Origin of the sequence: Bacillus sp. 2D03 (assembly GCF_003946765.1) — a bacterium.
GTDB classification, from domain to species: domain Bacteria; phylum Bacillota; class Bacilli; order Bacillales; family Bacillaceae_G; genus Bacillus_A; species Bacillus_A cereus.
The window spans coordinates 1-26425 of record NZ_RPSJ01000024.1 but is presented as its reverse complement, the minus strand read 5'-3'; the positions used below and the strand labels follow the sequence as shown (position 1 = coordinate 26425).

Genomic DNA, 26425 nt, shown 5'->3' with positions numbered 1-26425 from the left:
TTAAGTAAACTTAACTATTAAACGAAACGAAATAAAAGCATGGAGGATGCTATGACTAGAACGTATAAAGAAGTAATTAATGAAATGAATCGAGCCTATACGGAACTCTATATTTTACTATTTCAAGATTTAAAGGATGAGTTCGGTCTTACTGGGCAGCAAGAGAGCATGTTATTTCATATTCATTTAAATGAAAACACGACAGCAAATAACATTGCGAATACGTTTAATATAACGAAAAGTGCGGTGAGCCAAGTTTTATCGAAATTGGAAAAGCAACAGATGATTTCAAAACAAGTAAACCCTAATAATAAAAGGGAGTATTTTCTTACACTTGGTCCAAACGGTAGTAAGTATATAGAGCGGTTGTCTGAGTTAGATGATGTATTAATTGAGAAATACTTTTCTAAAATCGATATAAATGCCCTAGAGCAAATGACAGAGACGTTAACGAAAATAAATAAAGTGATATTGGAAGAAAAGCAGAAGGATCTTGATTGTAATGAGTAAGAACTTAGATGAAGCAATTAGTAGAAAGGAGGGGAAGCATGTGATGAGTTACATACCAAATATGATTACGATAGCAAATTTTGTGTGTGGGCTTTTGGCTATTCATGCTGTTTTCGTTGAGGATATGTACGGTGCAGTTATGTTCATTATTACAGGTATGGTCCTTGATTTGTTTGATGGCATGATTGCTCGGAAACTTGATTCTGTTTCAGAAATTGGTGGAGAGCTGGACTCATTTGCGGATTTAGTTACTTTTGGTGTGGCACCATCTATTCTTGCATATAATGCTTCGTTAAAAGATTTGCAGTCTATCGGGATGATATGCGCGCTCGCTTACAGTATTTGCGGAATGCTTCGGCTTGCGAGATTTAACACACAGCAAAGCAAACTCCCAACATTCATCGGAATGCCCATTCCATTCGCGGCGATGTGTCTCCTCATTTTATGTCGCCTAAATAATCCAGTTTCCGTGGCATTTGGTACAAGCGTACTCGCTTATTTAATGGTGAGCAAAATCAAATTTCCTCATTTTAAAAAAGATATAGCTGAAAGCTTGGATTCTGAAAGATTGGATTGATAATACGGAATTACAATGAGAAAGATAAAGGAGAATAACATGATTCGTATGGCATTAAGATCATTCAACATACAAATGTATTGTTTGCTAGGCGTAATGTTATTGGGATGGCTCGTGACACCTTTTCGAGCCCAGTTTGTCGGGATAAGCATTGGCCTTTTGGTGAGTATGTACTGCGCCTGGATTTTAGGAAGGCGTATTGAAAAGTTCGGAGATAGCATTGTAAAAAAAGAAAAAGCACCGATGCTCGGAATGATAAATCGGTTCGCAGCCGCAATACTCGGCGCGATTATTATGTATGAAATTGAACATCATGAATTCATGTGGACATTTGCAGCTGGAATTATGGGTGGGTATTTCTTGATTATTATTAATTTGGGGTATTACAGTATGAGGGATGAGAAGGGATAGATGAGTAAACTCTCAAGTATAGAATGATATACTTAAGAGTTTACTCATTTTAAATTTATCTATTACTTGTTGTAACATATCCATTAGAAAAATCCCCATTGCTGTACTGTTTAGCTTTTTCAGTACGTCTAACAATATAACATATATATTCATTATTTTTGGAAATCTTAATCTATTAAATGTCCCTTTTTCGGAGGTCACTTCATTTCGCTAGAAGGCTTTTCTATTTTTCCCGAGAATGAACAGTAATATATAATCTAATTTTCGTGAATGTAATGGGGAGGCAGTAAAATTTGAACAGAAAAATTTGGTTTGTATTCACTTTTTTTGCTCTTTTAGTATCTGGTTATATTGTTGTCCAATATTCTATTATGGATGGATTTCAAACAGGGCTTGTAAAAGCGAAGCTTATGTTTGGATCTAAATTAAGTGATTTCTGGTATAGTATGTTATTTATACATATTACGACTAGTATAGTAGCATTAGTAATTGGTCCTTTCACATTATCCACTAAATTTAGAGAGAGGAATATCAACCGTCATCGAATAGTTGGGAGAATCTACATGGTTGGTATATTATTAGGAGGCGTTTCTGGACTATACCTATCCTTTTATGCTACGGGAGGATTGGTAGCGAAGCTAGGCTTTGGTTTGTTATCTGTATTTTGGCTAACATCAGCATATCAAGCGTTACATAGAGTTAAGAATAAAAAAATTAAAGAGCATCGGAACTGGATGATTAGAAATTATTCTTTAACCTTTGGAGCAGTTACATTAAGAATTTGGCTACCCTTGTTTATAGTTCTATTTGGAATAGAGCGGTTTGAACTTAGTTACGCTATTATTGCTTGGTTAGCATGGGTACCTAATTTAATTGTGGCAGAATTATTTATAAGAAAAAGACTTAATAAAGGAAAATACGAAGGAAATGAGGATTTACATTTTTGATGTGAATCTGCTGTTATATTGAGGACAGAATTCTTCAGTAATTCAATACTTTTATAGGTGTAAGCATGGCGTTACCTAACAACGAATAGCGGATTCCTAATAAGAGTAATAATAAAAACTAACATAAAATTTAAGAAAAATTTTATATTTACCCCACTTTTTATTTTAAAAGTTTTTCCTATCCTATAAACAAGTTACATCAAGGAGGAGACTGAAAATGAAGGAGTGGGGATTTTTTATTTTTAGTATATCCCCTATATTCGAAGACAAAGTAGAAGATTAAATATATGAACAAAGTACTGGTTCTTAAACTATATTCTAAAATAATAGATGAAAATGTAAAGTTAGGGGATTCCACATGCATACAGGAGTTTTGATTAGTTATTTGTATACGTATTTTTTCACTATAATTTTTTGTATTTTGTTTCAAATTGGATTTTATTTTAAAGCGAAAAGAAACATATCTATTCGGCATTTTCTATGGGTATATATTTTTCTGTTCTATCTTTCGTTAGTGTATAAGGTGACGCAAATCGCGACTGTATGGGATATAAGTAGATATGAAACGTGGATTCGTGTAAGTCAAATCAACTTGACTCTATTTGATACGGCAGGTAGTACGACGTATCTTTTAAATATTGTACTGTTTATGCCGTTCGGCTTTTTATTACCGACTATTTGGCCGCAGTTTAGAAAAATGAAAAACACCGTATGCGCGGGATTCCTTTTTTCATTGGCAATTGAGTTAAATCAATTATTAAATAATAGAATTACGGATATTGATGATTTATTTACGAATACCCTCGGAGCGATTGTTGGGTATGTATTATATAGAGCTTTATTTAAAATGATATTGAAAAGAGAGGGAAAAAAGCTTGATACGAACTCTTCTGTAGTCATAAAATACGAGGCTGTTTTTTGTCTAGTATGTTCATTTGTAGGGGCGATGTTAATTTATTATCCAGCTTTATTTGGAAGACCTGTCATCCTTCAGTGAGGTGATTACGAATTTCTTTTGAACGCTCGTGCGATATTTCAATTTGTAAAAAGCCTTTAACTTGTTATAGTTAAAGGCTTTTATCATCATAATTTTTACTTACCAATTACCCACTCTAACATCCATCTTCAACCACTTCACCCAATCCAAATCCTCTACCTTAAGCAAACTAAGCGAAACACCCTTCATATCTAAAGAAGTTAACAGCGTACCAACCTTTACGAATATCACTTGTAAACCTTCAAGTTCACACAAACGGCGAATGTCGTTTGCGAAAATGTATTGTTCCATTAATGGAGTTGCGCCGAGTCCATTAATGAGGATAGCGAAGTTGTCTTCTTTTCTCCAGCGATAAATGCTTTTTAGTTTGTTCATTAGTTCGATCGCTAATATTTCAGAAGAGGATAGTGCTTCTTTACGGTAACCTTTTTCGCCATGGATGCCGACGCCATAAAACACTTCATCGTCATTTAATGTGAATGAAGCTTTTCCTTTTACTGGATCGTTGGCAGGGGAAAGGGCAACTCCTAATGTGTGTAAGTTTTCAGTGATAGAACGGCCAAGTGTTGTTAGTTCTTCTAGAGAATGGCCTTCAAGAGCGGCTGCACCAAGTATTTTTTGAACGAAAACAGTACCAGCGACGCCGCGTCTTCTTTTATTAAAAGAAGCATCATCTTCAATTGAAACGTCGTCATTTACGATGATGTGGTCAATTTTTCTTCCTTCTTCTTTAGCGATCTGCTCAGCCGCTAGAAAGTTCTCAACGTCATCTTTAAAGTTTTTAATGATAAATAAAATACTTTTATCTTTTGGCATGAGGCGAGTAGCCGCTACAATTTGTTCCACTGTAGGCGGAGTGAAAATGCTGCCGTTTACTGCCGCTGTAAGCATACCTATTCCTACATAGCCAATATCAGCGGGTTCATGTCCGCTACCACCGCCGCTTATAATCGCGACGTTTTGCTTTAGTTTTTCGATATCTTTTACATAAATGATGTTATTTGTTTCGTCGTAATTTACTTTGTCGTTATGTTCAAAATAAAAGCCATGCAGCATATCTTGAACGATATTTTGTACATCATTCATAATCTTTTTCATTGCTTTTGCCACCCTTTAATTACTTTGCTGATTGCTCCAGTAATAGTAGTAATTGATTGTTTATCATATTTTTTATGAGAGAAGACATAATGGAAGGATCTACTTCGCACTTGCTTTCAATCCAATCTTTTATTGTTCCAACGAAGCCGTGACTATAAAAGGAGGCGATCGTATTTTTTGTCTCATTAGAAAGGCTGAATCCACAGCTTACAGATAGTTCATCAATAATCTTCATATATAAGTTTTTCGTATGCTCAAATAAATAGTGATTAAACGAGTTTTGCTCAATGACTTTAAAAGCATTTCGGTAAAATTTTTGATTTTCATAAAAGTAATCAAATAATAAATCGAAAATGTTTTCCCATGTTTCATAATCGAGAAAGTCGATAATGTTTTCCTTCGTTTCTTCTCTATAAATCCAGCTTAATAGTTCAAATTTATCTTTAAAATGATAATAAAAAGTTTGCCTACGCATTTGACAGTGTAACATAATATCGCTCACTGATATTTTATGAAACGACTCTGTTTCCATTAAATATTTCAATGAGTTCGCGATTATTTTTTTAGAAATTATAGAAGAGGTCATCTGAATCATCCCTAGAATGTTAGTAATATAAAAATCCTATCCATAAATGAGAGCGGTGTCTTTAGACAGATTGTCCATTTTGTCCGTTTACTATAAAACGCTTTCATTTTAACATGGATAGTAAGAAGAAGATTTCAAATATATCACAATATATTAAAGGAATTGAGGGATAATCACAATGAAAAAGATTATAAACAAACCAGAAACATTAGTAATGGAAATGTGTAACGGAATGGTTATGGCTCACCCAGAGCTTGAACTTTTGAAAAAATATAAAGTTATTAAGAAGAAAGAAATGAACGAAAACAAAGTAACGTTAATTAGTGGCGGCGGTAGTGGCCATGAGCCGGCACATGCAGGATTAGTCGGAAAAGGAATGTTAGATGCGGCGGTGTGCGGAGATGTGTTTGCGTCACCTTCACAAATTCAGGTATATCAAGCAATTAAAGAAACAGCTAGTAAAAAAGGTACGTTATTAATTATTAAAAATTATAGCGGCGATATTATGAATTTCAAAAATGGTGCGCATTTAGCGACGGAAGATGGAATTGAAGTCGACTACGTAAAAGTGGACGATGATATTGCGGTAGAAGATAGTCTGTATACAGTAGGACGCCGCGGCGTTGCAGGAGTTATTTTAGTTCATAAAATTGCCGGCGCAGCAGCGGAAGCAGGTATGGATTTAGGAGCGGTAAAAGCTGTAGCGGAAAAAGCCGCTGCTAACGTGCGCACAATTGGTTTAGCGTTAACGTCTTGTACAGTTCCAGCGAGCGGATCACCTACTTTCACACTTGCGGAAGATGAAATGGAATACGGCGTAGGTATTCATGGCGAGCCAGGAATTAAACGTGAAAAAATGTTGTCAGCAGATGAACTAGCGAACCGTATGACAAATGATCTTGTAAAAGATTTAGGAGTAAAAGATGGCGAGGAAATCGCACTTCTAGTTAACGGTTTTGGCGGAACACCACTGCAAGAACTTTACTTATTTAACAACGCCGTTACGAGAGAACTAGCTGCAAGAAACATTAAAATTAATAGAGTATTCGTCGGTAACTATATGACAAGTATTGATATGGCTGGTATGTCTTTAACGGTAATGAAGTTAGATGAAGAGCTAAAAACATTACTATCAAAAGAATGTAATACACCAGCGTTTAAAGTAGATGGACCAGTTGAAAGTGTAGAGTATGTAAATGTACTGGAAGAGGCAGAAGAGAAGGAAGTTTCTTTTGAACTAGAAACGGCAGAAGAGCACGCTGTTATAAAAGATAATGTTATCACATTAAACAACATGGTGTATCTCGTTGATAAAATGAGCGACATTATTATTAAAAATGAAGTACCGTTCTGTGAGCTAGATACGCATGCTGGCGACGGCGACTTCGGAATGAGTGTAGCAAAAGGATTTAAGCAATTAAAACGTGAGTGGCATTCTATTGTAGATCAAGAAAACGTAACGATCGGATCATTCCTTGACGGTTGTTCGATGATTATTATGGAACATTGCGGCGGCGCATCAGGTCCAATTTGGGGGGGAGCATTCCGCGCAGCTAGTAAAGCAGCAGGCGAGAAGCGTGAGTTAACAGTGAAAGAATTCGCTGAAATGTTGCAAGCAGCACTCCAAGGTATACAATCTATCGGTGAAAGATCATTTGGTAGAGGAGCGGTAGTTGGTGACAAAACACTTGTTGACGCACTTGCTCCATGTGTAGACTCTTGGTTAGCTAGCGCTTCAAACGAGGAAGACATGAAAACCGCCTTCGAAAAAGGAGCAGAAGCAGCGGTCAAAGGAGCAGAGTATACGAAAGAAATCGTAGCTCGCATGGGCCGCGCTGGTACAGTTGGTGAAAGAAGCTTAGGATATCCAGATGCAGGTGCACATGCACTTGGAGTTATCTTTACGGAGATTGCGGGTAGTTTGAAATAGTAATTGGAAAGTCCCTCTGCCTTAAGGTGGAGGGATTTTTCTGTAGTTTTCGAGAATAATAGTATGTGTCTTTTTGTATCACCAAAAACGACCGATTTTGGTGATACAGAAGGACATAAATCTCGTTTTTTGTTATGTCTTCATTTACAACGGTTTTCAAAGGAGATATTCTTAGTAAGAAATTATATTGAAAAGAGGTTTTGATTGTATATGATGAAGCTTATTAATCGCTAATTAAAATTCAAACGAATTTTATACTGTAAAAGGTCAAATTAAGGATAATTCCTTGATTTTATTTGTTATACCCTTTTACTAGTAGCGGTTAGAAGACATTATATCTTATCAAAAAATTTCATGTTATTTCACGATATCTATTCTTTCGAGATAGGTGTATTTATAATAGACAGAAATTTGACCATGAGAAGATGTTTCTTCTTGTGGTCTTTTTTTGTCGTTTTTTGATTCCGGAAGCATGTTTCTATGCCGTTACACCTATTATAAGGCGGTGATTAACGAAAACTTAGTAGTAGATTGTTGTAAGAAATATACACTCTTTTTAGGAAAATATAATAAAAAATGGAGGATTTATCATGAATGAATATCAATTAATTAGTGACTACAAGCAAAATGAAAAATATAAGGAAAGCTTTAATGACCTTGCAAAACATGTATTTGAATTGGATTTTAAAGGATGGTATGACAGGGGTTGTTGGAATGATAACTATATTTGCTATTCTTATGTGGATGGAGATAAAGTCATCGCAAATACATCTATTAATAAAATGAATGTAATCTCTAACGGTAAGGAATATAAAGTAATTCAATTGGGTACAGTGATGACACATCCGGATTATAGACATCAAGGTTTAGCGACTAAATTAATGAATCATATCATTAAAAAATACGAGAAGGATTATGATTTTATATACTTATTCGCGAATAATACGGTGTTAGAATTTTATCCTAAATTTGGTTTTGGAAAGGTGCAAGAAAGTAGCTTCAGCCTGAAGGTTTCAAATATGATACGTCAAATAGACAAAAAGTACGATTTACGAAAGTTAGATGTTAATAATCAGGCTGATTTTGAGCTGATGAAGGAATATGAAGCCGAAAGAATTCCGGTGTCTTCTAAATTAGGTTTGAAAAATAGTAACATTATTCACTTTAATATGTTAATTATTTTTTGTTGTCTTGTTAGTTAAAGGGGTACTTAGTACAAAAAATAACCGTAGATAGTAGCACGAACACTGTTCTTGTTATAATTAATTTTTTTCAGAACGTCTATAATCCTCTTTTAAAAAATATATGTAAATATAATAAAAAACGAATGATTAATAGAAATATTCTACACCACTCGTTTTTTATCGGACTTCTTTTTATTGTACTTTTATTTTCTTTATGAGTTATTGGAAAAATAATTATCTATATAAGTCTTTATTTTTTCAAAATTCTTTTCCATAAATAAGATTGCTGGTACTTCAATTATTGGAAGATTATTTTCATTATCAAAAGCTGGACACGGTTTGGGAACTACCAAATAGTCAACTGAGTTTTTATCCCTAATATAATTAATTGAAACATCATAATACTTAGAGAAATATTCCTTCAAATCATCCTGATTCCTTAAAAATGGTAGAGAAAATATTGAACCATAATTTATACCAGCGTCGACAATTAATACAAAGCATATTTTTTTCATGATACACCCTCCTCGTATAATAAGTTTTAAGTTAATAACTGTTCCTTGAAAATTAAATAGTTTTTATCTTCAAGAGCTACATCAAAAAATGATGTATGGGTAAAATTTAGTCTTGGATACTGGGGGATTTCCCTAGATAATGGAAGTATAGAAATGGATCCATCGGGAATATGCTTACTCCCCCTGTAGTTCGACCACGTTAAAAGACTGTGACCCAGGCCAAAATGCACTGCATACGCACAAGCTGTATCGGTTTCCTTCACTTACCTCTCATAGTGGTGGGAGGGCAGCTAAAAAGAAGTCCTGGTGGAAGTTTTGGAAATTAGTACCATTTTTTTAATTAATACAAGTAAAAGAGACCTTATAGGGTATTTTACTGTTTTCGCTCACATGGATTGTCTTATACATCTAAGTTGTTTCTACATAAATATCTGTAATCTCACCTATTACTATATCTTTAAAAAATTTCCAACAGAACCAATAAACCGTTATAAAAAGTATTTAAAATAATAACAAATAGGTATAATAATTCCCACTATAGAAAATACAATACTTCCTAAATTAAATGCAGAAAGTTTCGCACGATGAACTTGAATTTCACCTAAATCTACCCCTCCACTAAAATGCTTATCCATAACTTTAGCGACGTTTTGTTGTTGATTAACAAAATAAGGTATTAGCCATATACAGCAGAACAAAATAATACTACCAAAAAAGAGTGTGTCAATAATTGAAGCTCTCCAATTTAATGAAGTAATGACTATGAGAACAAATTCTCCCACCATAACAATTACCATAGTTACTACATATCTGGATTTTTCAGAAACGTTTTTAAATACAGTCTCGTCCATAATTTTTTCTATTTTAGTCCATATTACACTGATTAACACGATTAGGCTAATTAAGAAAATAGTAAATAAAGCTTTAACTAAAAGATACTCAAACACTACTGACACCACCTAATAATTTCTAAATTAGAATGTAAAGTTGATTTTTTTAACTCTATTAAAAGATTAAATTCAATAATCTATTAACTAGCTTATCGAAAAATTTATTGATTTAAAGATACAACGCTATATGTATTAGTTATATAGGATAAGATTTCCCAAAATTCCTTTTCTAATATATATATCTTCTAATCGTTGTTGGACTTCAATTGTCTAAATATTTTATTTAGCACTTTATATTGCTTAATGGTTTGAATTTTCTGAATTAAAATTCCGTGATATTGTTAAGAAAATAATTATTATTATGATATCTCGATGTAATTGCTGCTAATGCTTTATCTTCAAGGGGAAATATAAGGTTTTCGTTACCGTAATACTAATAACAACCTAACAAATTGAATAGTTACCAGAAAATACTAAAATATGCCCCTCAGCAATTTACAGTATAATACACTTTTAGAAAAAATGGAATATTTAAGTATTTCTTTATTAATAATATGAATTAATAGAATGTTTATATTATTATACGGATTAAAGATAGCTCAGCTGTGGTGATCTTTATTCATTTTTTCTAGAGTTTATATTAACTTAGCAAACTTTGTAACAGAACCATATATAAGATCAAATATGATAAAAGCAATATCACAAGTTTTTTATTTTTTTACAGTAACCATTTGTCTGCTAATCCCCACTATTAATTCGCAATATTCTGCTATTTTTTTATCAATTTACAATTGTGGGTTAAACTATTATATAATATACAGAATCATGGTAATATTTAGAAAAAAAGAAGTAGTTGAGGAGGACGTAGTGATATGAGCATAAATATATTAATGCATGAAGCAGTTATGCAACAACTTAATGATTTTTATCAAATGATGTTGTCGCAACAAATTATAAAAGCAACGGAATTAAAGAAAGAAATAGATGAAAAAATTGAACAGATTAAACATGCAGAAGAAAAAGAAAATCAAAATCAAAATTTATTATTATATTATTCTTTACTAGACCTAAAATATAGAATGCTAACTGATCGAGTGAGTATTCGAAAAGATAGTTTTGAAGCAATTGATACAATTGATGAATCGACAGATACACTCACAGCTTATTACTATCATTCTTTTAAAGCAGAACATGCTTTAATGTTTAGTAACTATAATGAAGCCAGAAGGCAATATGAAGAAGCTGAGAGTTTATTAGAACATATTTCTGACGAACTAGAGCATGCAGAGTTTTATCAAAAATATGCGGTGTTAAGTCATCATATGTCTAGTATGTTAATATCTATTGAATACGCAAATAAAGCGAAAGAAATCTTTGAAAGGCATGTTGGATATGAGGTGAAAGTTGCTTCTTGTGAAAACACACTAGGGACAGCTTGTATATTCTTAAAGCAATTTGAAAAAGCGGAAGAACATTTGAATCGTTCCATTGATCTTTTGCAAAAACATAATGTAGAAAAATTGATTTTAGTAGTAAGGCATAATTTAGGATTATTATATGCAACTCAAAACTTATCTATATTAGCGATTCGTCATTTATCAGAAGTGACAGAGAAGAATCCTGTCCATTTTAAAGCATTGTTCTTACAAGCACGTGAACACTACAAGCTAAGAGAAACAATTATTGCAAAAGAACTTATTGAAAAAGGATTAGCAATTTGTATAGAATTAGGAAATGAAGAGTATGTATATCATTTCAATATTTTACGTTCTCTTAATGAAGATGAAGCAATTGAACTCTTAGAAGAAGAAGTGAAAAAAGGTATTTCTTACTTCGAAAAGCAGGATTTATGGGATTTCGTAGAAGAATATGCAGAAGTATTAGCAGTTCGCTTCCGCAAATTGAATAAGCATGAAAAAGTTAGTGATTATTTCGATGTATGTTACGAAGCGAAACAAAAACTACTAAGCAAAGGGGCGTTAAAATAATGAAGAAGCTTGTATTAGCGACGTTAGGATTAGTGATAGTATTATCATTTAGTAACAATACAGGTGATACACAACATGCTCTAAAAAAGGAAGAAATTATACAATATTCACATGCTGATCATTTTTAATATCTCATTAACAAAGGGACTCCAATTATGGAGTCCCTTTGTTAATGAGATATTGCTTTAGTTTATCTAATTGTAATAATGTTTGTAAAAAGTGTAGATATTTTCTAAATTTGCAGAGGTAATTATTTGTTAATCTTTTAAAACATTGGCTTAGTAATACCAAGGGTTATTATAAATATATTAATTACATAATTTGTCCATATCAAAATGAACGTTTTTTGCATTTAATATATTGTAAATATATTTTATTTTGGAAGGATCTGATTATATGGCTCATAAATCTACTGGAGTGTTTCGAGTTCCAGTTTCTGAAAATGGGATTATTCCAACTGCTCTCAACATTATGTTAAACAATGATTCACGCTGCCATACTAGTAATGTAACGGTAACTGTTAAGAGAAGTCGAAACACCTTTTTCCCAACTCAAAATGAATTAGTTGAAATCTCTCGTACTTTTGTTTCTTTAGAACCAAACAGAACAACTAAGATTGTGTTGTTTACTCCAGAATTTCAAGTAGAAGATTTCCTTGATGTCATCATTAGTGGAAATAAAGAGGATGTTAAGGATGTTCTTGTATATTCTTTCTTAGCAGATTCAGTAGGTCACAATCTGCCATCTACTGTTTTCAGAAATGCAGAATACACTTTTGCTTGCTGACACTGTGATAATGTATTCTTTACTGTCGTATATCTAAATTGAAATGTTACAAGTAGCACTTCACGGCATACAATCTATCGGTGAAAGATCGTTCGGCAGAGGAGTGGTAGTTGGTGAAAGAAGTTTAGGATATCCAGATACACATGCGCTTAGGGTACCTTTACGGAAATTTTGGGTAGTTTGAAATAGAAATTAGAAGATCCCTTCTACCTTAAGGTGGAGGGGTTTTCTTAATATTATTTTTTGATATATATCGCTAAGTATGTTCCAATAATTCATTCTATTGTATTGAGAATAATGTCATCTACATCAAAAAAACGGCTTATAAAAGGAACTAGTATTTGAGGTGGGTTTATTAACGAATTTTATATATAGCATGAATGAAAATGAGATAAATAAAACAATATTCCCTATTATGTTTTTAAAAATTAATTGAGCAGGTCCTTGTAAAAATAAAGAAAAGACACCTAAAGGTGCCTTCCGCCGGCTTAAATTATTTTAATATTATCGATCTAAGTTTAAAAGCTATAAGGATTTTTTCTATAGGATTTGTAAGTAGTTTTTATGAAATTATGAGTGTTTTTTATTTTGTAATTCAATAAGTTCATCTGGTATCACTTTTGTATAATATTCTTTTTCTGTTAGTTCAAATATAAATAATGCTTTTTTCCAGTTATAAATAACATCTTCTACATTATGTTGTTTCATTTTTAATAAACACTGACCTTTTAAATAGAATAGTTCACCTAGTAGGTATAAAGTATGTAGATTAATTGCTAATTTGATACCCTTATCAATGTACTTTATTGCCTCTTCATATTGATATGTGAAGTCGAAACATTTTGCTAAATTTAACATGAGTTTTAATTTAATTTCTTTATCTCTAGGAAAATCTAACTTATTAAAATTAGTTAAACATCTTTTGAATATATTAATACTTTTTTCATATTCTTTATTTTCTGCATAAAATATAGCCATTGTTTGCATAATATCTATTTCTCTTTCTGATAAAAAATCAGAATTAGTTAAAGTCAGTTTTAATGCATTATTTAAAAAATCTAAAGCAGTTTTTATTGATTTATCCACCATAAATACAGCAATTGCTTCATGCCACATTAGAAATTGTTTCTCATCTTTTGTTTGAAAATTATTTAAGTTTTTCTCTTTTTTTACTATTTCATAAAGTTCTTTATATTGTTTTTGCTTTAAGCAATCTTTTATTACGTATTTTACATTTTCTACATATTTTAATCTTTTGTTTTGAGTTAGTGCAAATATGTTATTCGGATCAATACCAAGTCTTTCTGATAATTGATATAACAATATACTAGATGGATAAATCATACCTTTTTCAATCTTGCTAATTTGACTTTGTGAACATATTCCATGACATAATTCGGATTGTGATATATTTTTTTTGATTCTAAGTTCTTTAATGGTAATACCCAAATCGTTAAATTCCATTTTTCCACCTACTATTTAGCACTTTATTAAAATAAGAACATTCTCTAACCTTAATGTAATGTAAAATTAATATAGTTGCAATTATTGTTTTACAGGGCTTATCGTTTCTATAAGATGGTGAGATTTTTTATGTACAAAAAAGACACCAAAAGGTGTCTTTCGCCGACTTGAACCACGTTCATTTAATATAAACCTATCTGTATTTTCACATGCTTTTCTAATTCCTCTATTTTCCATTTGATAAAATATAATCCCAATATTACCAATAATTAAATAAATATTTCTACATATTCAAGATATTTACATAAATTACAAAAGTGATACATTTAAGTTGTAATCTATAAAAACTATTAAAGGGGGATTTATTATGTTCAAGAAATTAGTAGTAGGAGCGTTAGCAACAGGTATTGCATTAACAGGAGGAATTGGTGCAGCTTCAGCTGATACACAAAAAGCTGTGAGCTCTCCGAAGCAAGCAACATGCTCAATTCCTTATGAGTATTCTAATGGTAAATTCAAAAGAACTCTTTATTACTCAAATGGAGTATATGCTAATAGTTTTAATGAAAATGTTTGTGGCGGGACGATTACGTGGTATTTAAAACATGTTCAAAATGGAGTTGCTTTTTACGAAGGTAATTTAAAATAGTAGATTTTTTGAACCTCATTTATTGAGGTTCTTTTATTTTTAGTTTTTAAACTGATTCTCTATAAAAAAGACACCCTAAGGTGCCTTTTTGCGATTTGATCCATTGTAATATGGTATTGAATGCCAGTCCGATTATTATTTTACTATGTTAAGTAGTTTCGATTATTGAGAAAAAATACAACTCATTGTTTGAATGCAAAAAAGCCCTAGGGGGACTAGGACTTTTTGCTAGAATGAATAAGATTTAAAAAAGGACTTATATAACGTAACATATGAATGTTTCGTAAATGTATCGAAAAAGTGAACAAAAGCTTTAATTTAAATAAAAAAAGCTCCGCGATAAAAGCTGCGGAGCTTCATAAGGTCGAGTTATGTCGTACTCACAAGGGATTTTAACATGAATGTTGTGGTAAAAATACTGGTAAATTTATCCTGCAAAAGCCTGGTTGGTTTAACTAATAATCAGTAGGGGATGAATAAAACTCCCACTGATTAAAGTTTCACTTCATTCGAAGGAATTCATGTTTTATAAATTAGATTATGATAGTTGATATTCTCCATATTGACCAGAAAAGAACTAAAAATTCTAGTGAAATTCCAAGTGTTCGTTTCCTAGTTTTTTGAAATTCTTTTATTAAATAGCCAACAGCACTAATTGCTATAAGAATGAAAAGAATAAGTTCGAGTGTAACTGGCATTTCATCTACTCCTAATACATTAATTTGTTATATAGAGATTATAAGATATTTTTACGGCTAGTAGTGAAAAATTTAATAAAACTATCTCTAATGGAGTTTTGTTTGAACTTCTAAAGGTATTTGTGAAAAACATTGTATGTAAAGTTTATGCGTATGTTTTTAGGAAACAAATTTTAGAAAAAGATAACAAAAAAACCACTCCTCGTCGCCGTTGGAAGCAAAAGGGTGGGTTTTGTAAAAAATAAATGAGCCCTAATGGATATAATGTACAAAAGAAAAGACACCCAAAGGTGCTTTACTCCGACTTGATAACAACATTTTATGTATTAAAGGTCATCAAAAAATGTTGTATTTGAAACACGTGACGTTTCATTGATATATTTTAAACTAAATGTAATTATATATTGAATATAAAATTTAAAAGTTGGTGGGAATAATAAAATGCATAAAATCCTTATTAAAAAAGAAGCCCTAGGATTAGGGGGCTAGGGCTTCCTATGTTGGTATATCTCGCACGACATTATAAAAAGAAAAGAACTTAATGAAGATAACAGAGAAATGTTTCGTAAATGTATCAAAAAAGTGAACAAAATAGTTATTTTAAAAAGAAGAGCAACTAGCAAAAATTAGATACTGATGTATAAGAAAGGAATAGATTAATAATTTAATATAAAAAATACAAGATATGCAATATTGCATATCTTGTATTTTTTATTACATTGAACCCAATTATGCCTTGAATAGAGAGGGTTTAAAAGAAATATAATAATCTAAATTGTTTACCAATTAATATGGTAAATTATAGATAAATAAAGAAATTTATGTTAATGTACTTATGGTAATATACTGTTAAAAAAAGGAAGAGGTGAAAAATTTATATGTTTAAAAAAGGCGTATCATTGCTATTAATTCTCATTTTATCTATTTCTACATTTAGTATAGTAACTCACGCTACTAGTAGTTCAGAATATGTGAATCAATCATTCTATGGGTATAAGGAACCATCTTTTAATTCAGCTAAAACAAATGGCGGATCAGAGTATGGTGCTCAAAATGTAGGAGTCGTGGAAAAAAGAGATAATGGCTGGTGGAAGATTGAAACATGGGAAGGTCCAGTTTGGATTAACTTAAATGGGGAAGTACGTGTCATGGGAGATTTCTATGCATATGATGAACCTTCTCTCTCATCAAAGATTGCGAATGCTGGAGCGAAGTACGGGCGACAAACATTTAGAATAGTAGATGGAACAACAGATGGTTGGCTTAAATTTAAGACGTGGGAAGGCGAAAAATGGATGAATCCTGCGGCTGAACAAATTACCGTCAACAAAACGATTTATGCATATAATGAGCCTTCATTTAATGCAAAGAAAGCAAATTATGGAGCACCATTTAACCCACAAAATTGGGGAGTAGTAGAAAGAAAAGAAAATGGCTGGATGAAAGTAAGTACTTATGAAGGTTATAAGTGGATCAATCCAGATGGAGAAGAAAGATTCGTAAACAAATCATTCTATGCGTATAACGAAGCTTCATTTAATGCAGCAAAAGCAAACGCTGGAGCATTATATAATCCACAGAATTTTAGAGTAGTGGATGGGACAACTAGTGGGTGGTTAAAGGTTAAAACATGGGAAGGCGAGAAATGGATGAATCTAGATGGAGAAGAAAGATTTATAAATAAATCATTCTATGCGTATAATGAACCTTCATTTAGTTCAGCAAAAGCAAACGCTGGAGCATTATATAGTCCACAGAATTTTAGAATAATAGATGGGACAACTAGTGGCTGGTTGAAGATTAAAACATGGGAAGGCGACAAGTGGATTAATCTTAACCAAACAGATTCTGGTAATTCTGGGGTGGTTGACCTTGCTTTAAAACAATTAGGAAAACCATATGTATTTGGAAATAGTGGACCTAATTCATTTGATTGTAGCGGTTTTATTTATTATGTATTTAAAAATAATGGATACAATATTGGAAGAACAAGCGTAGCTGGATATTGGGGAATGGTTACAAAAATAAGTGATCCTCAACCAGGAGATTTAGTATTCTTACAGAATACATATAAAGCGGGTCCTTCTCATTTAGGAATATATTTAGGAAATGGTGAATATATTCATGCTGCTGACGAAACAACAGGTGTAATTAAAAGTAAGATAAATAGTTCATACACTCAAAAGCATTTCTTGGGGTATGCTAGATTTTCAAAATAATTAAATTGGATTCAATAAAAAGACAGTTATCTACGGATAGCTGTCTTTTTATTATTTGTGTTGGTTTGACTACTTATATATATACAAAAGAAAAACAACATAATATTAATACGGAAAAATATATTAATATGAATTTTTGCATATTTTAAAATTCAATATATCCCTCAAAAACTTTTAATTGTATAATATATTTTGTCATATTTTTAGATTTTTCGACATAAACCAACAAAAATAGAGAACGTATTGGGAGAAGACATTATGTATACAAAACTATTAAAATCAATTACATCATTATCACTGATTGGTGGTGCGTTGTTATATACAAATGGCAGCGATGTAAAAGCTGCTGAAGTGGGTGTTTTTTCTGATGTGCCGACATCACATTGGTCATATCCTGCGATTAAAGATTTAGCGAGTAAGAATATTATTTCCGGTTATGGAAATGGGATATTTGGTTTTGGAGATGTTGCGACAAGGGAGCAAGTTGCGGCTTTAATTTATCGAGTGTTAGTACCGAATAAACAAGGCGGTTCGTTTAGTAATGATGGAACTCGTTACGTATTAAAGGATGGGTCTACGTTTAAAAATCCTTACGGTGATATTAATCAAAGTTCTACAATGTTTCCAGAAGAGGTATTAACTTTAACGAATTTAGGAGTTTTTAAAGGTGATGAAAATGGCCAATTTAGACCGAAAGCTTCTGTGAATCGTGCGGAAATGGCACAAATTCTTACGAATGCTTTCCATCTTGCGGCAAAACAAAAACATACCTTTAAGGATGTTCCAAATCCATTTTGGGCAGAAAATGCAATTAGTGCGGTGCAGTCAAATGGAATCGCAGATGGCACAGGGAACGGGAATTTTGAACCGTATGGCACAGTAACACGTGAACAGTATGCGCAGTTTTTATATAAAACTTTGAAGTATAAAAATGCTGATGTGAAAGATACAGGGGATGCGGCATTATTAAAAGCGTTTAAAGAGGAAGTACAAAAGCGTATTAATACATACGAGACAAATATTACACTGCCATATAAAACGAAAAATAATAATACAAACGAAGTGATGAATACACTTTTTAACGCATATAAAGAAGTGGCAAGTAAAAATGAGTATACAAATAATAATAGATCGAATGTTTCATATGGGCTTTCTGGATCACCTGGAAATTATACGTTTACGCTTAAGATTACATATCGTGAAACGAAAGAACAGACGGAATATGTCATGAAACAAGCGAAAGCAATCGTTTCTTCTATTACTCAAGTTGGAATGGATGATCACGAAAAAGTGAAGGCGATTCATGATTACGTAGTAAAGCATGTTTCTTATGATACGTCTTATAAAGCTTATACAGCATATGAAGCACTTGTAAATCGTTCTGCGGTTTGCCAAGGTTACGCACTATTAACTTATCAATTATTAAAAGAAGCAGGAATTGAAAATCATTTCGTGACAGGAACTGGGGACGGACAACCTCATGCTTGGAATTTAGTGAAAATCGAAAACAAATGGTATCACCTTGATACAACATTCGATGATCCGGTTCCAGATGAGCAGGGCCGCGTAACGTATTCGTATTTCAATTTATCAGATGAACAAATCGCAAGAAATCATGAGTGGAACCGTGGAGACTATCCGCAAGCTACAACAAATTATTATAGTACACTGACAAACAAAATTGCGGCAGGTAGTACGAAAACGCCTGCATATCAGCAAATATTAAAAGATACAAAGTTAAACTATTTAGGAAATGAATATATCGCAAATAACTATACCGAATTAAAAAATAAAATGCAGCAGGGTTATAGTGCAAAGCCAGAAAAGATAGAAGTACTTTATAAGCAATCAATGAACGGTGCACTGCAAGATGTGAAAAAGGCAATTGGAGAAATCGGTTATCCGCAAGGGTCCAACCGTGTTTCTTATAAAGCGGAGCCTTACAATGCGAAAGAAGGGTATTCTTTAGTGACGATTACGTTTACGTATTAAGAATGAGAAAAAGCATCTGTTTTAGATGCTTTTTTTATTGTATTAATTCGACAAAATATGACAGGTAAAAGGGAATTGGTCTGTTATGATAATTTTTGAAATTTTACATTTTGGAGGATTAATCATGAATAAAAAGAAGATTTTCGCTGCGTTAATAGGAATTATAGCTTTATTTGTAATTATTAATGTAGTTGTTACGAAAGAGAAAACGACATCAACTAGTGAAAAAATGTACTCTGAGAAAGAATATAATAAATTAGTAGATGAACATTTTGCAAAAACGCAAAAGTTGAAAAGTGATATGAGTGTGTTAGAAACTGAAAAAAACTCTCTTGATGAGCAAATGAAGGCGAAGAATAAGCAAGGGTAAAATAAAAACGCTATCTTTTAAAAAGGTAGCGTTTTTGTTTTGGGTTATAAAGTTATTCCTACATTTGACATATACAGTCTAACTGTATAAAATCAAACTATACAGTTTAACTATATAGTTTAGCTATATAGTTTAGCTATATAGTTATCGTTACATTGGAGGTCTTTATGAATAGAGATAAAAATTTACCATTAACGGAAACAACGTATTACGTTCTTTTAGCTTTATTAGAGCCAGCTCATGGATATTTAATTATGCAAAAGGTGGAGGAACTGAGTAATCATCAAGTGAAAATCGCAGCGGGTACATTGTATGGTGCGGTGGAAAATTTATTAAAACAAGGGTTAATAGAATCGGTAAAAAGTGAAGATAAACGAAGAAAAGTGTATGTCATTACAGAACGCGGGAAAGAAGTATTGCATTTAGATTTTATGAGAATGCAGCACATTATTGCGGTTACAAAAAGTTTATTACACGTATAGTTAGGGGGAAACGATGATGTGGAGATTGAAATTCTTTTTAGACTTTGAGAAAGAGGAAAAATGGTTAGAGGAGATGGCTTGGAAAGGCTATCAACTAGAAAGCAATACATTTGGTTATACATTTAGATATACAGAACCGGAAGATGCGACGATTAAAATAGACCATAGAGTATTTAGTAGAAAAAGTGATTTTATTAATTACTGCACATTATTTGAAGATAGTGGCTGGGAGCATATAGCTGGTAATCGGTGGTCAGGTACGCAATATTTTAAAAAGGTAGATGAAGAAAGTGAAGATGACATTTTTTCAGATCCAATGTCACGAGCAGGGAAGTATAAGCGTCTATCTAAAACATTTTTAGAATTAGCGATCTGTTATTTGCCGATATTATTTTTATTTGTGTATAGTAATACAATGAATTTAGGAGCCTTTGTAAATCCGAAAGAACTATACTTGACGCCAGGATTATGGGATAAGCAAGGTGTATCATTTCTATGGTCATTCTTATTTGAAACGCCATTTGCATTAATGAGAGGACTTTTTTTGACATTTATCCCCGTTGCGACATGTATGTTTTTCGTTTGCTCGTATAAAGCAAATCGATTGTATGAAGAGAGAAGATGATAGGAGAAATCCCCTTAAAGTAGATGCTTTGAGGGTTTTTTTGAATTTGTAAATGACTCTTCTTAAAATAGATATGAGATTAGAGAAGGACAATGATGTATTGGAGGTCACTATATCAAAAAAAGAAAATTGTACGTCTAGACGCATTTTAAATACAAAATAACCGATTCCTTAAATGTTAAGAAATCGGTTATGTATTTCCCTACTTTTTTAGAGATCTTTTTCTTGTAATGGTTTTAAATGATTGATTTAAGGTTATAAACTTAAATCATAAATAAAAGATAGAGTAAAAACTATATAAGAAATAAATGTAATGAAAACAAGAAAACATATAAACTGAGCATTAAATACATATTGTTCTATTCTTCTTTTCATGTTAATTCGTATTATTTTTCAAATGTGAAGTATCAATTTGAAATTGACCTTTCCAAGATCCAACTACTTTTCCAATTCTAGTTATATTTACATCTAAAGTAAGGGGCTGTTTAAAATCGTCTCTTCCTTCATTAACTATAACAAATGTAGAAACACCTTCGGGTCTATCATTATCACGAATACCTATATCATTTAATTTTTTACCTGCTGCCATAAGTTCAAAAGGAAGATAATCATCTGAATCATCGATAAATGATAGTCTTCCTTCATTTTTGATCTCAGGGTTTTCCTCTTGTTGCCCATTAATTTTACCATCATTTTCGAGCTCTAATCCTGATGTATCAAATTCAAAGGGTACTAAACTTCCATCAGATTTTTCCATTCTATAATGAACTGATATACGTAAATCTGATATATATAATTCTTTGAGGTGCACAGTAATACCTTGATCTGTAATTTTTTCATCAATAGGAATATATTTACCATTCTTCATCATATCTTGTGTGACACCATTTTCATCTTGTATTCCTTCATTTACAACTTTATCATTTGTAATTGCATCAGAAAAATATGAGGCAACATTTGTAGCCGCCACTTGTACTTGTGGAATCATTGCTGCTGTAAAAAGTGCTGTTGCAGCTACTGCTGTATAAATGAAACGTTTTGATTTTTTACTCATGTTTGTAAAGAGTCCCTTCTTCTGTTGTTTTTTGTAATTTATATTAGAAACATTGTCTGACTTGGAACGACTTTCAAATGTTTTCCATGCTTGTTCTATATCAATTTTGATTTCTTGTGGTGAATTTGCAGACTCTTCATCTAGCATTACGTTTTCCCATTGATTTAATCTAGTGATTTCTACTAATAAATCTTGGCATGCTTCACATGTATCTAGGTGCTTTGTAAATTCCTTTCTTATATCATGAGAAAGTTCTCCATCAATATATGTTTGAATAAATCCGATATCATAACATTTCATTTGTTATGCCTCCTCCATTTGTTTATAAATCTTGCGAAATTTCATTTTGGCTCGGACCAATAATGTTCCAATAGAAGATATTTCAATTTGAAGTACTTCTGCAATTTCTTTATATTGAAAACCAGAGAATTTCATTAGTAAAAGGGTTCGTTCTCGATCATTCATTTTATTTAGTATCGTTTGGACCTTTGTAATTTCTTCTTTTCTTATCCAATCATCGTCTAATGATGAAACATTTTGTACTTCATGGTATTGTATTTCTTTATCAATCTTCGCTTGCTGCCTTTTTTTAGATCGAAAATGGTTATAGGCTACATAAGTAGAAGATTTAATCAACCATCCAGGTATGTTTTCAATTCCTTTCCAATCACTACGATATAATTGTAAAAATACTTCTTGTGCTAACTCTTCAGCGATAGATTGATCTTTAACAATCCAGATGATTTGTTTCACAGCGTAAGCATAGTACTGCTTAAATAAATCTTCAAAGGTCATATCAGAAGTATGACTTTCTTCATTTTCTATGGTTAACATGTTTGTTTAAACCTCACTTTCAATTTGATACCTGTATTATAGAGAAACCAGAAAAACAGATTTTGTGACAGTTTTTCTGGATATTTTTTATTATGTACTACAAAAAGCATTCGTCTAATTAAAAGAGAAATGCAAAAAGGAAATGAAAACATAAAAACTATAACTCTTGCAGTAGTTGTCTATTAATGCACAAGAAAACAGTTAGTTTGTTGCCAAACTGTATCTAAACGTACAATTTCACTTCTTCTATTTTCATGAATATGTATAATTACATAAAATTTCAAAGAAAAAGAGAGTATACTTTCATATTGTGTAATAAAGATAAAGCCCGCCTACGGAAATAGGCGGGCTTTTTTTACTTATGAAGAAAAGACAACCTTTAAGGTGTCTTCCTTTTGAAATCTAGGTTGTCCAGTTTGTTTTACTTTGGTGCAATAGCAATATTGTTTGGAATAAAGTTTCACCATATTGCTATTAAACTAAAATATTAAGATTGCACTTAAACGAAATTTATAGCATCGAAGTTCATTTTGGAGGGGGGAATGTAATACTACATTTTTAAAGTATTCGTTACACTTGAACCTCTGCACATTGCGTAGAGCTTTTTTCATGAAGAAAGGACACTCACGTGAGTGTCCTTTCGATAGTTTTTAGCAGAAGCAAGCAGCTCCAACGATGATTAATAAAATAAATAATACAACTAATAAAGCAAATCCTCCAGCGAAGCCACAGCCGCCACAACTACCACCAAAGCCCATAACAGTTCCTCCTTTTAATAAGAGGGGAAAACCAAGGGGTCACTCATGTGTTTTAACGGATTCCATTTACTTTATGCTTTTATGAATGAATGGAGCAGGTCCTTTTTAAAATAGATTTATACCGCTATTTGTCGGGTAGTAAGACCCGGATTGGTGAGGGCTGATTAAAGTTTCGTTTTATTCTTTAAGAGCGAATAAATGAAAAATAAAATATCTAATAATATAGATAGAAATCCGCTTTTATACCTTTCATTAAAATAATACTAGCATTATATATTATAAGGAATACTTGTCCTTAATTGTAAATGAAAGGGGGGAATTGATATGAGCTATGGCTATGGTCATCCTCCTGGAAGATGTCATAAACATCACAATGAAACTTTGTCAACGGGTGTATTACGTAGACATTCCGCTACGTTATTTCTTACTGTTGAAGCTATGAATGTTGATCCAGATGATACTCGTAGAGTAACAGTTGAAATGTTTGATTGGTCATCAGGTTCTCCGGTATTGTTACCATTAATAGACCCTTCAACACAAACATTGCCACCTAATCGATATGTTACTTTTCGTTCAGCAGCTCTTCCTCCAGCACTTTTTGCTTATGAAGTAAGAATCATTCGTCCGAAAGATAGAGATGTTGTTACGAATGTTTTTGGTCTTAGTGCAATCATATTTAACCCACAAGAAGGAAACAATGTTTTACAACATGATTTAGCAAAATTAGACCTTAAATAGATTTTATAAAGGTCTATTTATTGAGCATGATTAAAAAAAGAGTAGGATGTAATCCTACTTTTTTTAACGTTAACTAGAATTTTAAAAGAAATCCTTCATTATTTTAGCATCTTTAATATTCACTATCACACCTTCTACCTTATCTTTCTTCTCATCTTTAGCAATCGTAATTTGCTCCTTATTATCAGCCCACACAAGAAATTCTTCTTTTGAGTCATCTTTATATGTAACAGTAATAGTAGAATGTGCAGATTCTCTCTTTTTTTGATCTAAAGTGATTGTTTTAGGTGTTCCATTTTGAACTGCTGAAACGATAGATTGTATCATTTTTTCATTATCTGTTTGAGATTTGGAAGTAGTATGATTTGTTGTTTTCAGTATTTCAATGTCTGTAATATTAGCGGAATTTAATTGAAAGGTATTTTGTGTATGTTCTTGCTTAACTTGTGAAGCTTTATCTGTAGCCGAGGTACTTGTACAACCTATTAAGGTGAAAGATAAAGCGGTTAGAGCGCATATAGATATGATTTTTTTCATAGTATCCCTCCTCAAGTTTAATTATAAAAATTTTCTGTTAATTTAGGTAGTTATTGTAAGGAGAAGATGTTTTAAAGAGGTAAATGATGATGTTCATTCTCTATTAAAATCAAAATTCACATAACTTTTTTCATATTTTATGTTTAACATTTCGAAAATGGGTGTACTACATATAATATAACAAATAATTCATTTTAAAGGAGGAAGTTAAAGATGGAAACGAAGTATAGTAAACCTTTTGTATATGAATTTATTACGGAGAAAGAGGTCATGAATGCGGCGAATGATCTAGTGAAGAAAGGGATAGACCAAAAAGATATTTACGTATTAACACATGAGAAAGAGAGGACAGATAGAATCGCAGACAATGCAGACGTGAATACAATTGGGATAAAAGAGGAGGGACTTGGGACAAGCATTATTAACGTCTTTCAAAACACAGGAGATCAGTTAAGAAATAAGATGCAAGAGTTAGGGCTTAATGAGGAAGAGGCGAACTTCTACGAAGAAAAGCTGGATGAAGGAAAAATCTTGTTATTCGTTAAGGATTTAGAAAGAGTCGGTGAATGGTTACAAGAAAGAAGATGCATGTATTCTATTTAAATTTGTATCCTGTAAATCTATAAATCTATTACGAAAAGGAGATTGTAAATATGAGTGAGAACGGACTAAAAGAACAAGTTAAAGGTAAAGTTGAAAAGAAAAAAGGACAAGTAAAAGAAGGAATTGGTGAAGTTACAGAAGATAGAGAGTTGAAAAATGAAGGGAAGTGGGAAAAAACGAAGGGAACGATAAAAGAAAAAGTCGGAAAAGTGAAACAAAAGATAAGTGATGAATTGGATAATAAAGAATAATATATGTTCATCAAGCTTTGGTTACATACTAAAGCTTGATGAATCCAATATAAAACGAATATAGGAGGTTTAATTGTGGGACTTATTATTACGTGTATTGTAGGTGGACTTATTGGTGCGTTAGCTGGAATGATTACAGGAAAAGACTTTCCGTTAGGTATAGTTGGTAACGTGATTGCCGGATTAATCGGATCTTGGGTAGGTAGTGCGTTATTTGGTCATTGGGGTCCTGAATGGGGAGGCATCTTTATTCTTCCAGCTTTATTAGGTGCAATCGTCTTTATTTTAATCGTTACATTCTTCTCTAGAATGCTGCGGAAAGCGTAAGTATGATAATGAATAGTAATCTTAAGTTTATTATATATAGCTATAAAGTTAATGAACTGATAAATATACATAAAAAAGCATCCGATTAAAATAATTGGATGTTTTTTTATGTAATCTGCATAGAAATGAGCGGGGGATGAAGGCCCCCGCTTATTAAAATTACACTTTCTATCATATGCCTTTCGAGAGGACTCCCACTTCTAAACGTAAGTGAAGGTGGTGAGGTGAATCGAAAGAAATATTTTATTTTCAAGAAAACAAAAGAAACATACGTTCTGTTTTTGCTATAATATCCTTAACAAGGAGGTGAATAAAATGACAAAGGAAAATCCGTCAAACTATAAAACTCTTCAAATTTGGATTAAAAAAGGGCATCGTATGTATTCTTATTTTCAAGAATGTTGT

General features: G+C 32.2%; 28 protein-coding genes and 2 pseudogenes. 21 read left to right on the top strand and 9 right to left on the bottom strand.

Translation table 11 applies throughout. The annotated features are described in order from the left end of the window. Nucleotides 1-51: 51 nt before the first annotated feature. The 5 genes from EBQ15_RS29805 (at nt 52) to EBQ15_RS29785 (ending at nt 3442) form a co-directional block, all read left to right on the top strand. Nucleotides 52-510 carry a MarR family winged helix-turn-helix transcriptional regulator gene (locus tag EBQ15_RS29805; protein ID WP_000198946.1) on the top strand — a complete coding sequence of 153 codons (459 nt, stop codon included), beginning with the start codon at nt 52-54 and terminating at the stop codon, nt 508-510. Next, nucleotides 503-1087, top strand: coding sequence for a CDP-diacylglycerol--serine O-phosphatidyltransferase (pssA, locus tag EBQ15_RS29800; RefSeq protein WP_000042028.1), 585 nt, complete (start codon nt 503-505; stop codon nt 1085-1087). Before EBQ15_RS29805 ends, pssA begins: the two co-directional genes overlap by 8 nt. 39 nt (nt 1088-1126) lie before the next feature. Beyond that, complete coding sequence (locus tag EBQ15_RS29795) at nt 1127-1498, top strand: ATP synthase subunit I (RefSeq protein ID WP_000620602.1); 372 nt, start codon at nt 1127-1129, stop codon at nt 1496-1498. A 293-nt stretch (nt 1499-1791) separates the two neighbouring features. Next, the gene (locus EBQ15_RS29790; protein WP_001080296.1) at nt 1792-2445 is read left to right on the top strand and encodes a DUF2306 domain-containing protein; all 654 of its coding nucleotides are present in this window, start codon (nt 1792-1794) and stop codon (nt 2443-2445) included. A gap of 358 nt (nt 2446-2803) precedes the next feature. Beyond that, nucleotides 2804-3442, top strand: a complete 639-nt coding sequence (locus EBQ15_RS29785; RefSeq protein WP_000556843.1) for a VanZ family protein — start codon at nt 2804-2806, stop codon at nt 3440-3442. 99 nt (nt 3443-3541) lie between these two features. Here the strand turns inward: EBQ15_RS29785 and dhaQ are convergent, their stop codons facing one another. Both dhaQ and dhaS read right to left on the bottom strand, forming a co-directional pair. Next, nucleotides 3542-4540: a DhaKLM operon coactivator DhaQ gene (gene dhaQ, locus EBQ15_RS29780; RefSeq protein WP_000723354.1), complete on the bottom strand. Its 999-nt coding sequence runs from the start codon at nt 4538-4540 to the stop codon at nt 3542-3544. 19 nt (nt 4541-4559) lie between these two features. Next, nucleotides 4560-5126 (bottom strand): dihydroxyacetone kinase transcriptional activator DhaS, encoded by a 567-nt coding sequence (dhaS, locus tag EBQ15_RS29775; RefSeq protein WP_000204225.1) that lies wholly within the window; start codon nt 5124-5126, stop codon nt 4560-4562. Nucleotides 5127-5304: 178 nt separating this feature from the next. On the opposite strand from dhaS, the gene dhaK reads away from it, so the two are divergent. Both dhaK and EBQ15_RS29760 read left to right on the top strand, forming a co-directional pair. Continuing rightward, entirely contained in the window at nt 5305-7056 is a 1752-nt protein-coding gene (gene dhaK, locus EBQ15_RS29765) for a dihydroxyacetone kinase subunit DhaK (RefSeq protein WP_000720742.1), read from the top strand. Between the two features lie 590 nt (nt 7057-7646). Continuing rightward, nucleotides 7647-8258, top strand: a complete 612-nt coding sequence (locus EBQ15_RS29760) for a GNAT family N-acetyltransferase (RefSeq protein ID WP_001008206.1) — start codon at nt 7647-7649, stop codon at nt 8256-8258. Nucleotides 8259-8452: 194 nt separating this feature from the next. Here the strand turns inward: EBQ15_RS29760 and EBQ15_RS29755 are convergent, their stop codons facing one another. Continuing rightward, nucleotides 8453-8755, bottom strand: a complete 303-nt coding sequence (locus tag EBQ15_RS29755; protein WP_000717611.1) for a hypothetical protein — start codon at nt 8753-8755, stop codon at nt 8453-8455. A gap of 488 nt (nt 8756-9243) precedes the next feature. Continuing rightward, a complete protein-coding gene (locus EBQ15_RS29750) occupies nt 9244-9702 on the bottom strand; it encodes a hypothetical protein (protein WP_000464474.1) in 459 nt (152 codons plus the stop codon). A gap of 815 nt (nt 9703-10517) precedes the next feature. Here EBQ15_RS29750 and EBQ15_RS29745 point away from each other — a divergent pair. The 4 genes and pseudogenes from EBQ15_RS29745 to EBQ15_RS32160 form a co-directional block, all read left to right on the top strand. Then, nucleotides 10518-11633, top strand: coding sequence for a response regulator aspartate phosphatase (locus EBQ15_RS29745; protein WP_000026332.1), 1116 nt, complete (start codon nt 10518-10520; stop codon nt 11631-11633). Then, nucleotides 11633-11761 carry a hypothetical protein gene (locus EBQ15_RS31850; protein WP_000737558.1) on the top strand — a complete coding sequence of 43 codons (129 nt, stop codon included), beginning with the start codon at nt 11633-11635 and terminating at the stop codon, nt 11759-11761. The genes EBQ15_RS29745 and EBQ15_RS31850 overlap by 1 nt, the downstream gene beginning before the upstream one ends. A 268-nt stretch (nt 11762-12029) precedes the next feature. Continuing rightward, nucleotides 12030-12419: a hypothetical protein gene (locus tag EBQ15_RS29740; RefSeq protein WP_000940662.1), complete on the top strand. Its 390-nt coding sequence runs from the start codon at nt 12030-12032 to the stop codon at nt 12417-12419. Nucleotides 12420-12459: 40 nt separating this feature from the next. Beyond that, a pseudogene (locus EBQ15_RS32160) lies at nt 12460-12546 on the top strand (dihydroxyacetone kinase, ATP-dependent); the annotation flags it as partial. A 443-nt stretch (nt 12547-12989) separates the two neighbouring features. Here EBQ15_RS32160 and EBQ15_RS29725 read toward each other — a convergent pair. Continuing rightward, the gene (locus tag EBQ15_RS29725) at nt 12990-13883 is read right to left on the bottom strand and encodes a helix-turn-helix domain-containing protein (protein WP_000395470.1); all 894 of its coding nucleotides are present in this window, start codon (nt 13881-13883) and stop codon (nt 12990-12992) included. Nucleotides 13884-14250: 367 nt separating this feature from the next. Here EBQ15_RS29725 and EBQ15_RS29720 point away from each other — a divergent pair, with 367 nt between their 5' ends. The 6 genes and pseudogenes from EBQ15_RS29720 (at nt 14251) to EBQ15_RS29695 (ending at nt 20918) form a co-directional block, all read left to right on the top strand. Continuing rightward, nucleotides 14251-14532, top strand: coding sequence for an LCI fold-containing protein (locus EBQ15_RS29720; RefSeq protein WP_000473814.1), 282 nt, complete (start codon nt 14251-14253; stop codon nt 14530-14532). Nucleotides 14533-16108: 1576 nt separating this feature from the next. Further along, on the top strand, nt 16109-17449 hold the full coding sequence (locus EBQ15_RS29715) for a C40 family peptidase (RefSeq protein WP_000473138.1): 1341 nt from the start codon (nt 16109-16111) through the stop codon (nt 17447-17449). 258 nt (nt 17450-17707) lie between these two features. Beyond that, nucleotides 17708-19441 (top strand): S-layer homology domain-containing protein, encoded by a 1734-nt coding sequence (locus EBQ15_RS29710; protein WP_000288177.1) that lies wholly within the window; start codon nt 17708-17710, stop codon nt 19439-19441. A gap of 124 nt (nt 19442-19565) precedes the next feature. Next, a pseudogene (locus EBQ15_RS29705) lies at nt 19566-19790 on the top strand (hypothetical protein); the annotation flags it as partial. Between the two features lie 188 nt (nt 19791-19978). Continuing rightward, entirely contained in the window at nt 19979-20293 is a 315-nt protein-coding gene (locus EBQ15_RS29700) for a PadR family transcriptional regulator (protein WP_001078063.1), read from the top strand. Between the two features lie 13 nt (nt 20294-20306). Next, on the top strand, nt 20307-20918 hold the full coding sequence (locus EBQ15_RS29695) for a DUF2812 domain-containing protein (protein WP_001999228.1): 612 nt from the start codon (nt 20307-20309) through the stop codon (nt 20916-20918). A gap of 376 nt (nt 20919-21294) precedes the next feature. Here EBQ15_RS29695 and EBQ15_RS29690 read toward each other — a convergent pair whose 3' ends face one another. The 3 genes from EBQ15_RS29690 to EBQ15_RS29680 form a co-directional block, all read right to left on the bottom strand. Beyond that, on the bottom strand, nt 21295-22272 hold the full coding sequence (locus EBQ15_RS29690) for a DUF4179 domain-containing protein (RefSeq protein WP_000650421.1): 978 nt from the start codon (nt 22270-22272) through the stop codon (nt 21295-21297). A 3-nt stretch (nt 22273-22275) separates the two neighbouring features. Beyond that, nucleotides 22276-22806 carry an RNA polymerase sigma factor SigX gene (locus EBQ15_RS29685; RefSeq protein WP_000955515.1) on the bottom strand — a complete coding sequence of 177 codons (531 nt, stop codon included), beginning with the start codon at nt 22804-22806 and terminating at the stop codon, nt 22276-22278. Nucleotides 22807-23456: 650 nt separating this feature from the next. Next, the gene (locus tag EBQ15_RS29680; RefSeq protein WP_000505670.1) at nt 23457-23564 is read right to left on the bottom strand and encodes a YjcZ family sporulation protein; all 108 of its coding nucleotides are present in this window, start codon (nt 23562-23564) and stop codon (nt 23457-23459) included. Nucleotides 23565-23888: 324 nt separating this feature from the next. Between EBQ15_RS29680 and EBQ15_RS29675 the strand changes: the two genes are divergently transcribed. After that, nucleotides 23889-24302 carry a hypothetical protein gene (locus tag EBQ15_RS29675; protein ID WP_000120203.1) on the top strand — a complete coding sequence of 138 codons (414 nt, stop codon included), beginning with the start codon at nt 23889-23891 and terminating at the stop codon, nt 24300-24302. Nucleotides 24303-24383: 81 nt separating this feature from the next. Here the strand turns inward: EBQ15_RS29675 and EBQ15_RS29670 are convergent, their stop codons facing one another. Next, complete coding sequence (locus EBQ15_RS29670; RefSeq protein WP_000720862.1) at nt 24384-24839, bottom strand: hypothetical protein; 456 nt, start codon at nt 24837-24839, stop codon at nt 24384-24386. Nucleotides 24840-25052: 213 nt separating this feature from the next. On the opposite strand from EBQ15_RS29670, the gene EBQ15_RS29665 reads away from it, so the two are divergent. From EBQ15_RS29665 to EBQ15_RS29655, 3 genes are all read left to right on the top strand, one after another. Next, entirely contained in the window at nt 25053-25442 is a 390-nt protein-coding gene (locus EBQ15_RS29665) for a YflT domain-containing protein (protein ID WP_000448812.1), read from the top strand. Between the two features lie 50 nt (nt 25443-25492). Continuing rightward, nucleotides 25493-25693 carry a CsbD family protein gene (locus tag EBQ15_RS29660; protein WP_001293468.1) on the top strand — a complete coding sequence of 67 codons (201 nt, stop codon included), beginning with the start codon at nt 25493-25495 and terminating at the stop codon, nt 25691-25693. A gap of 75 nt (nt 25694-25768) precedes the next feature. Continuing rightward, nucleotides 25769-26020: a GlsB/YeaQ/YmgE family stress response membrane protein gene (locus EBQ15_RS29655; RefSeq protein WP_000522902.1), complete on the top strand. Its 252-nt coding sequence runs from the start codon at nt 25769-25771 to the stop codon at nt 26018-26020. Nucleotides 26021-26425: the final 405 nt, after the last annotated feature.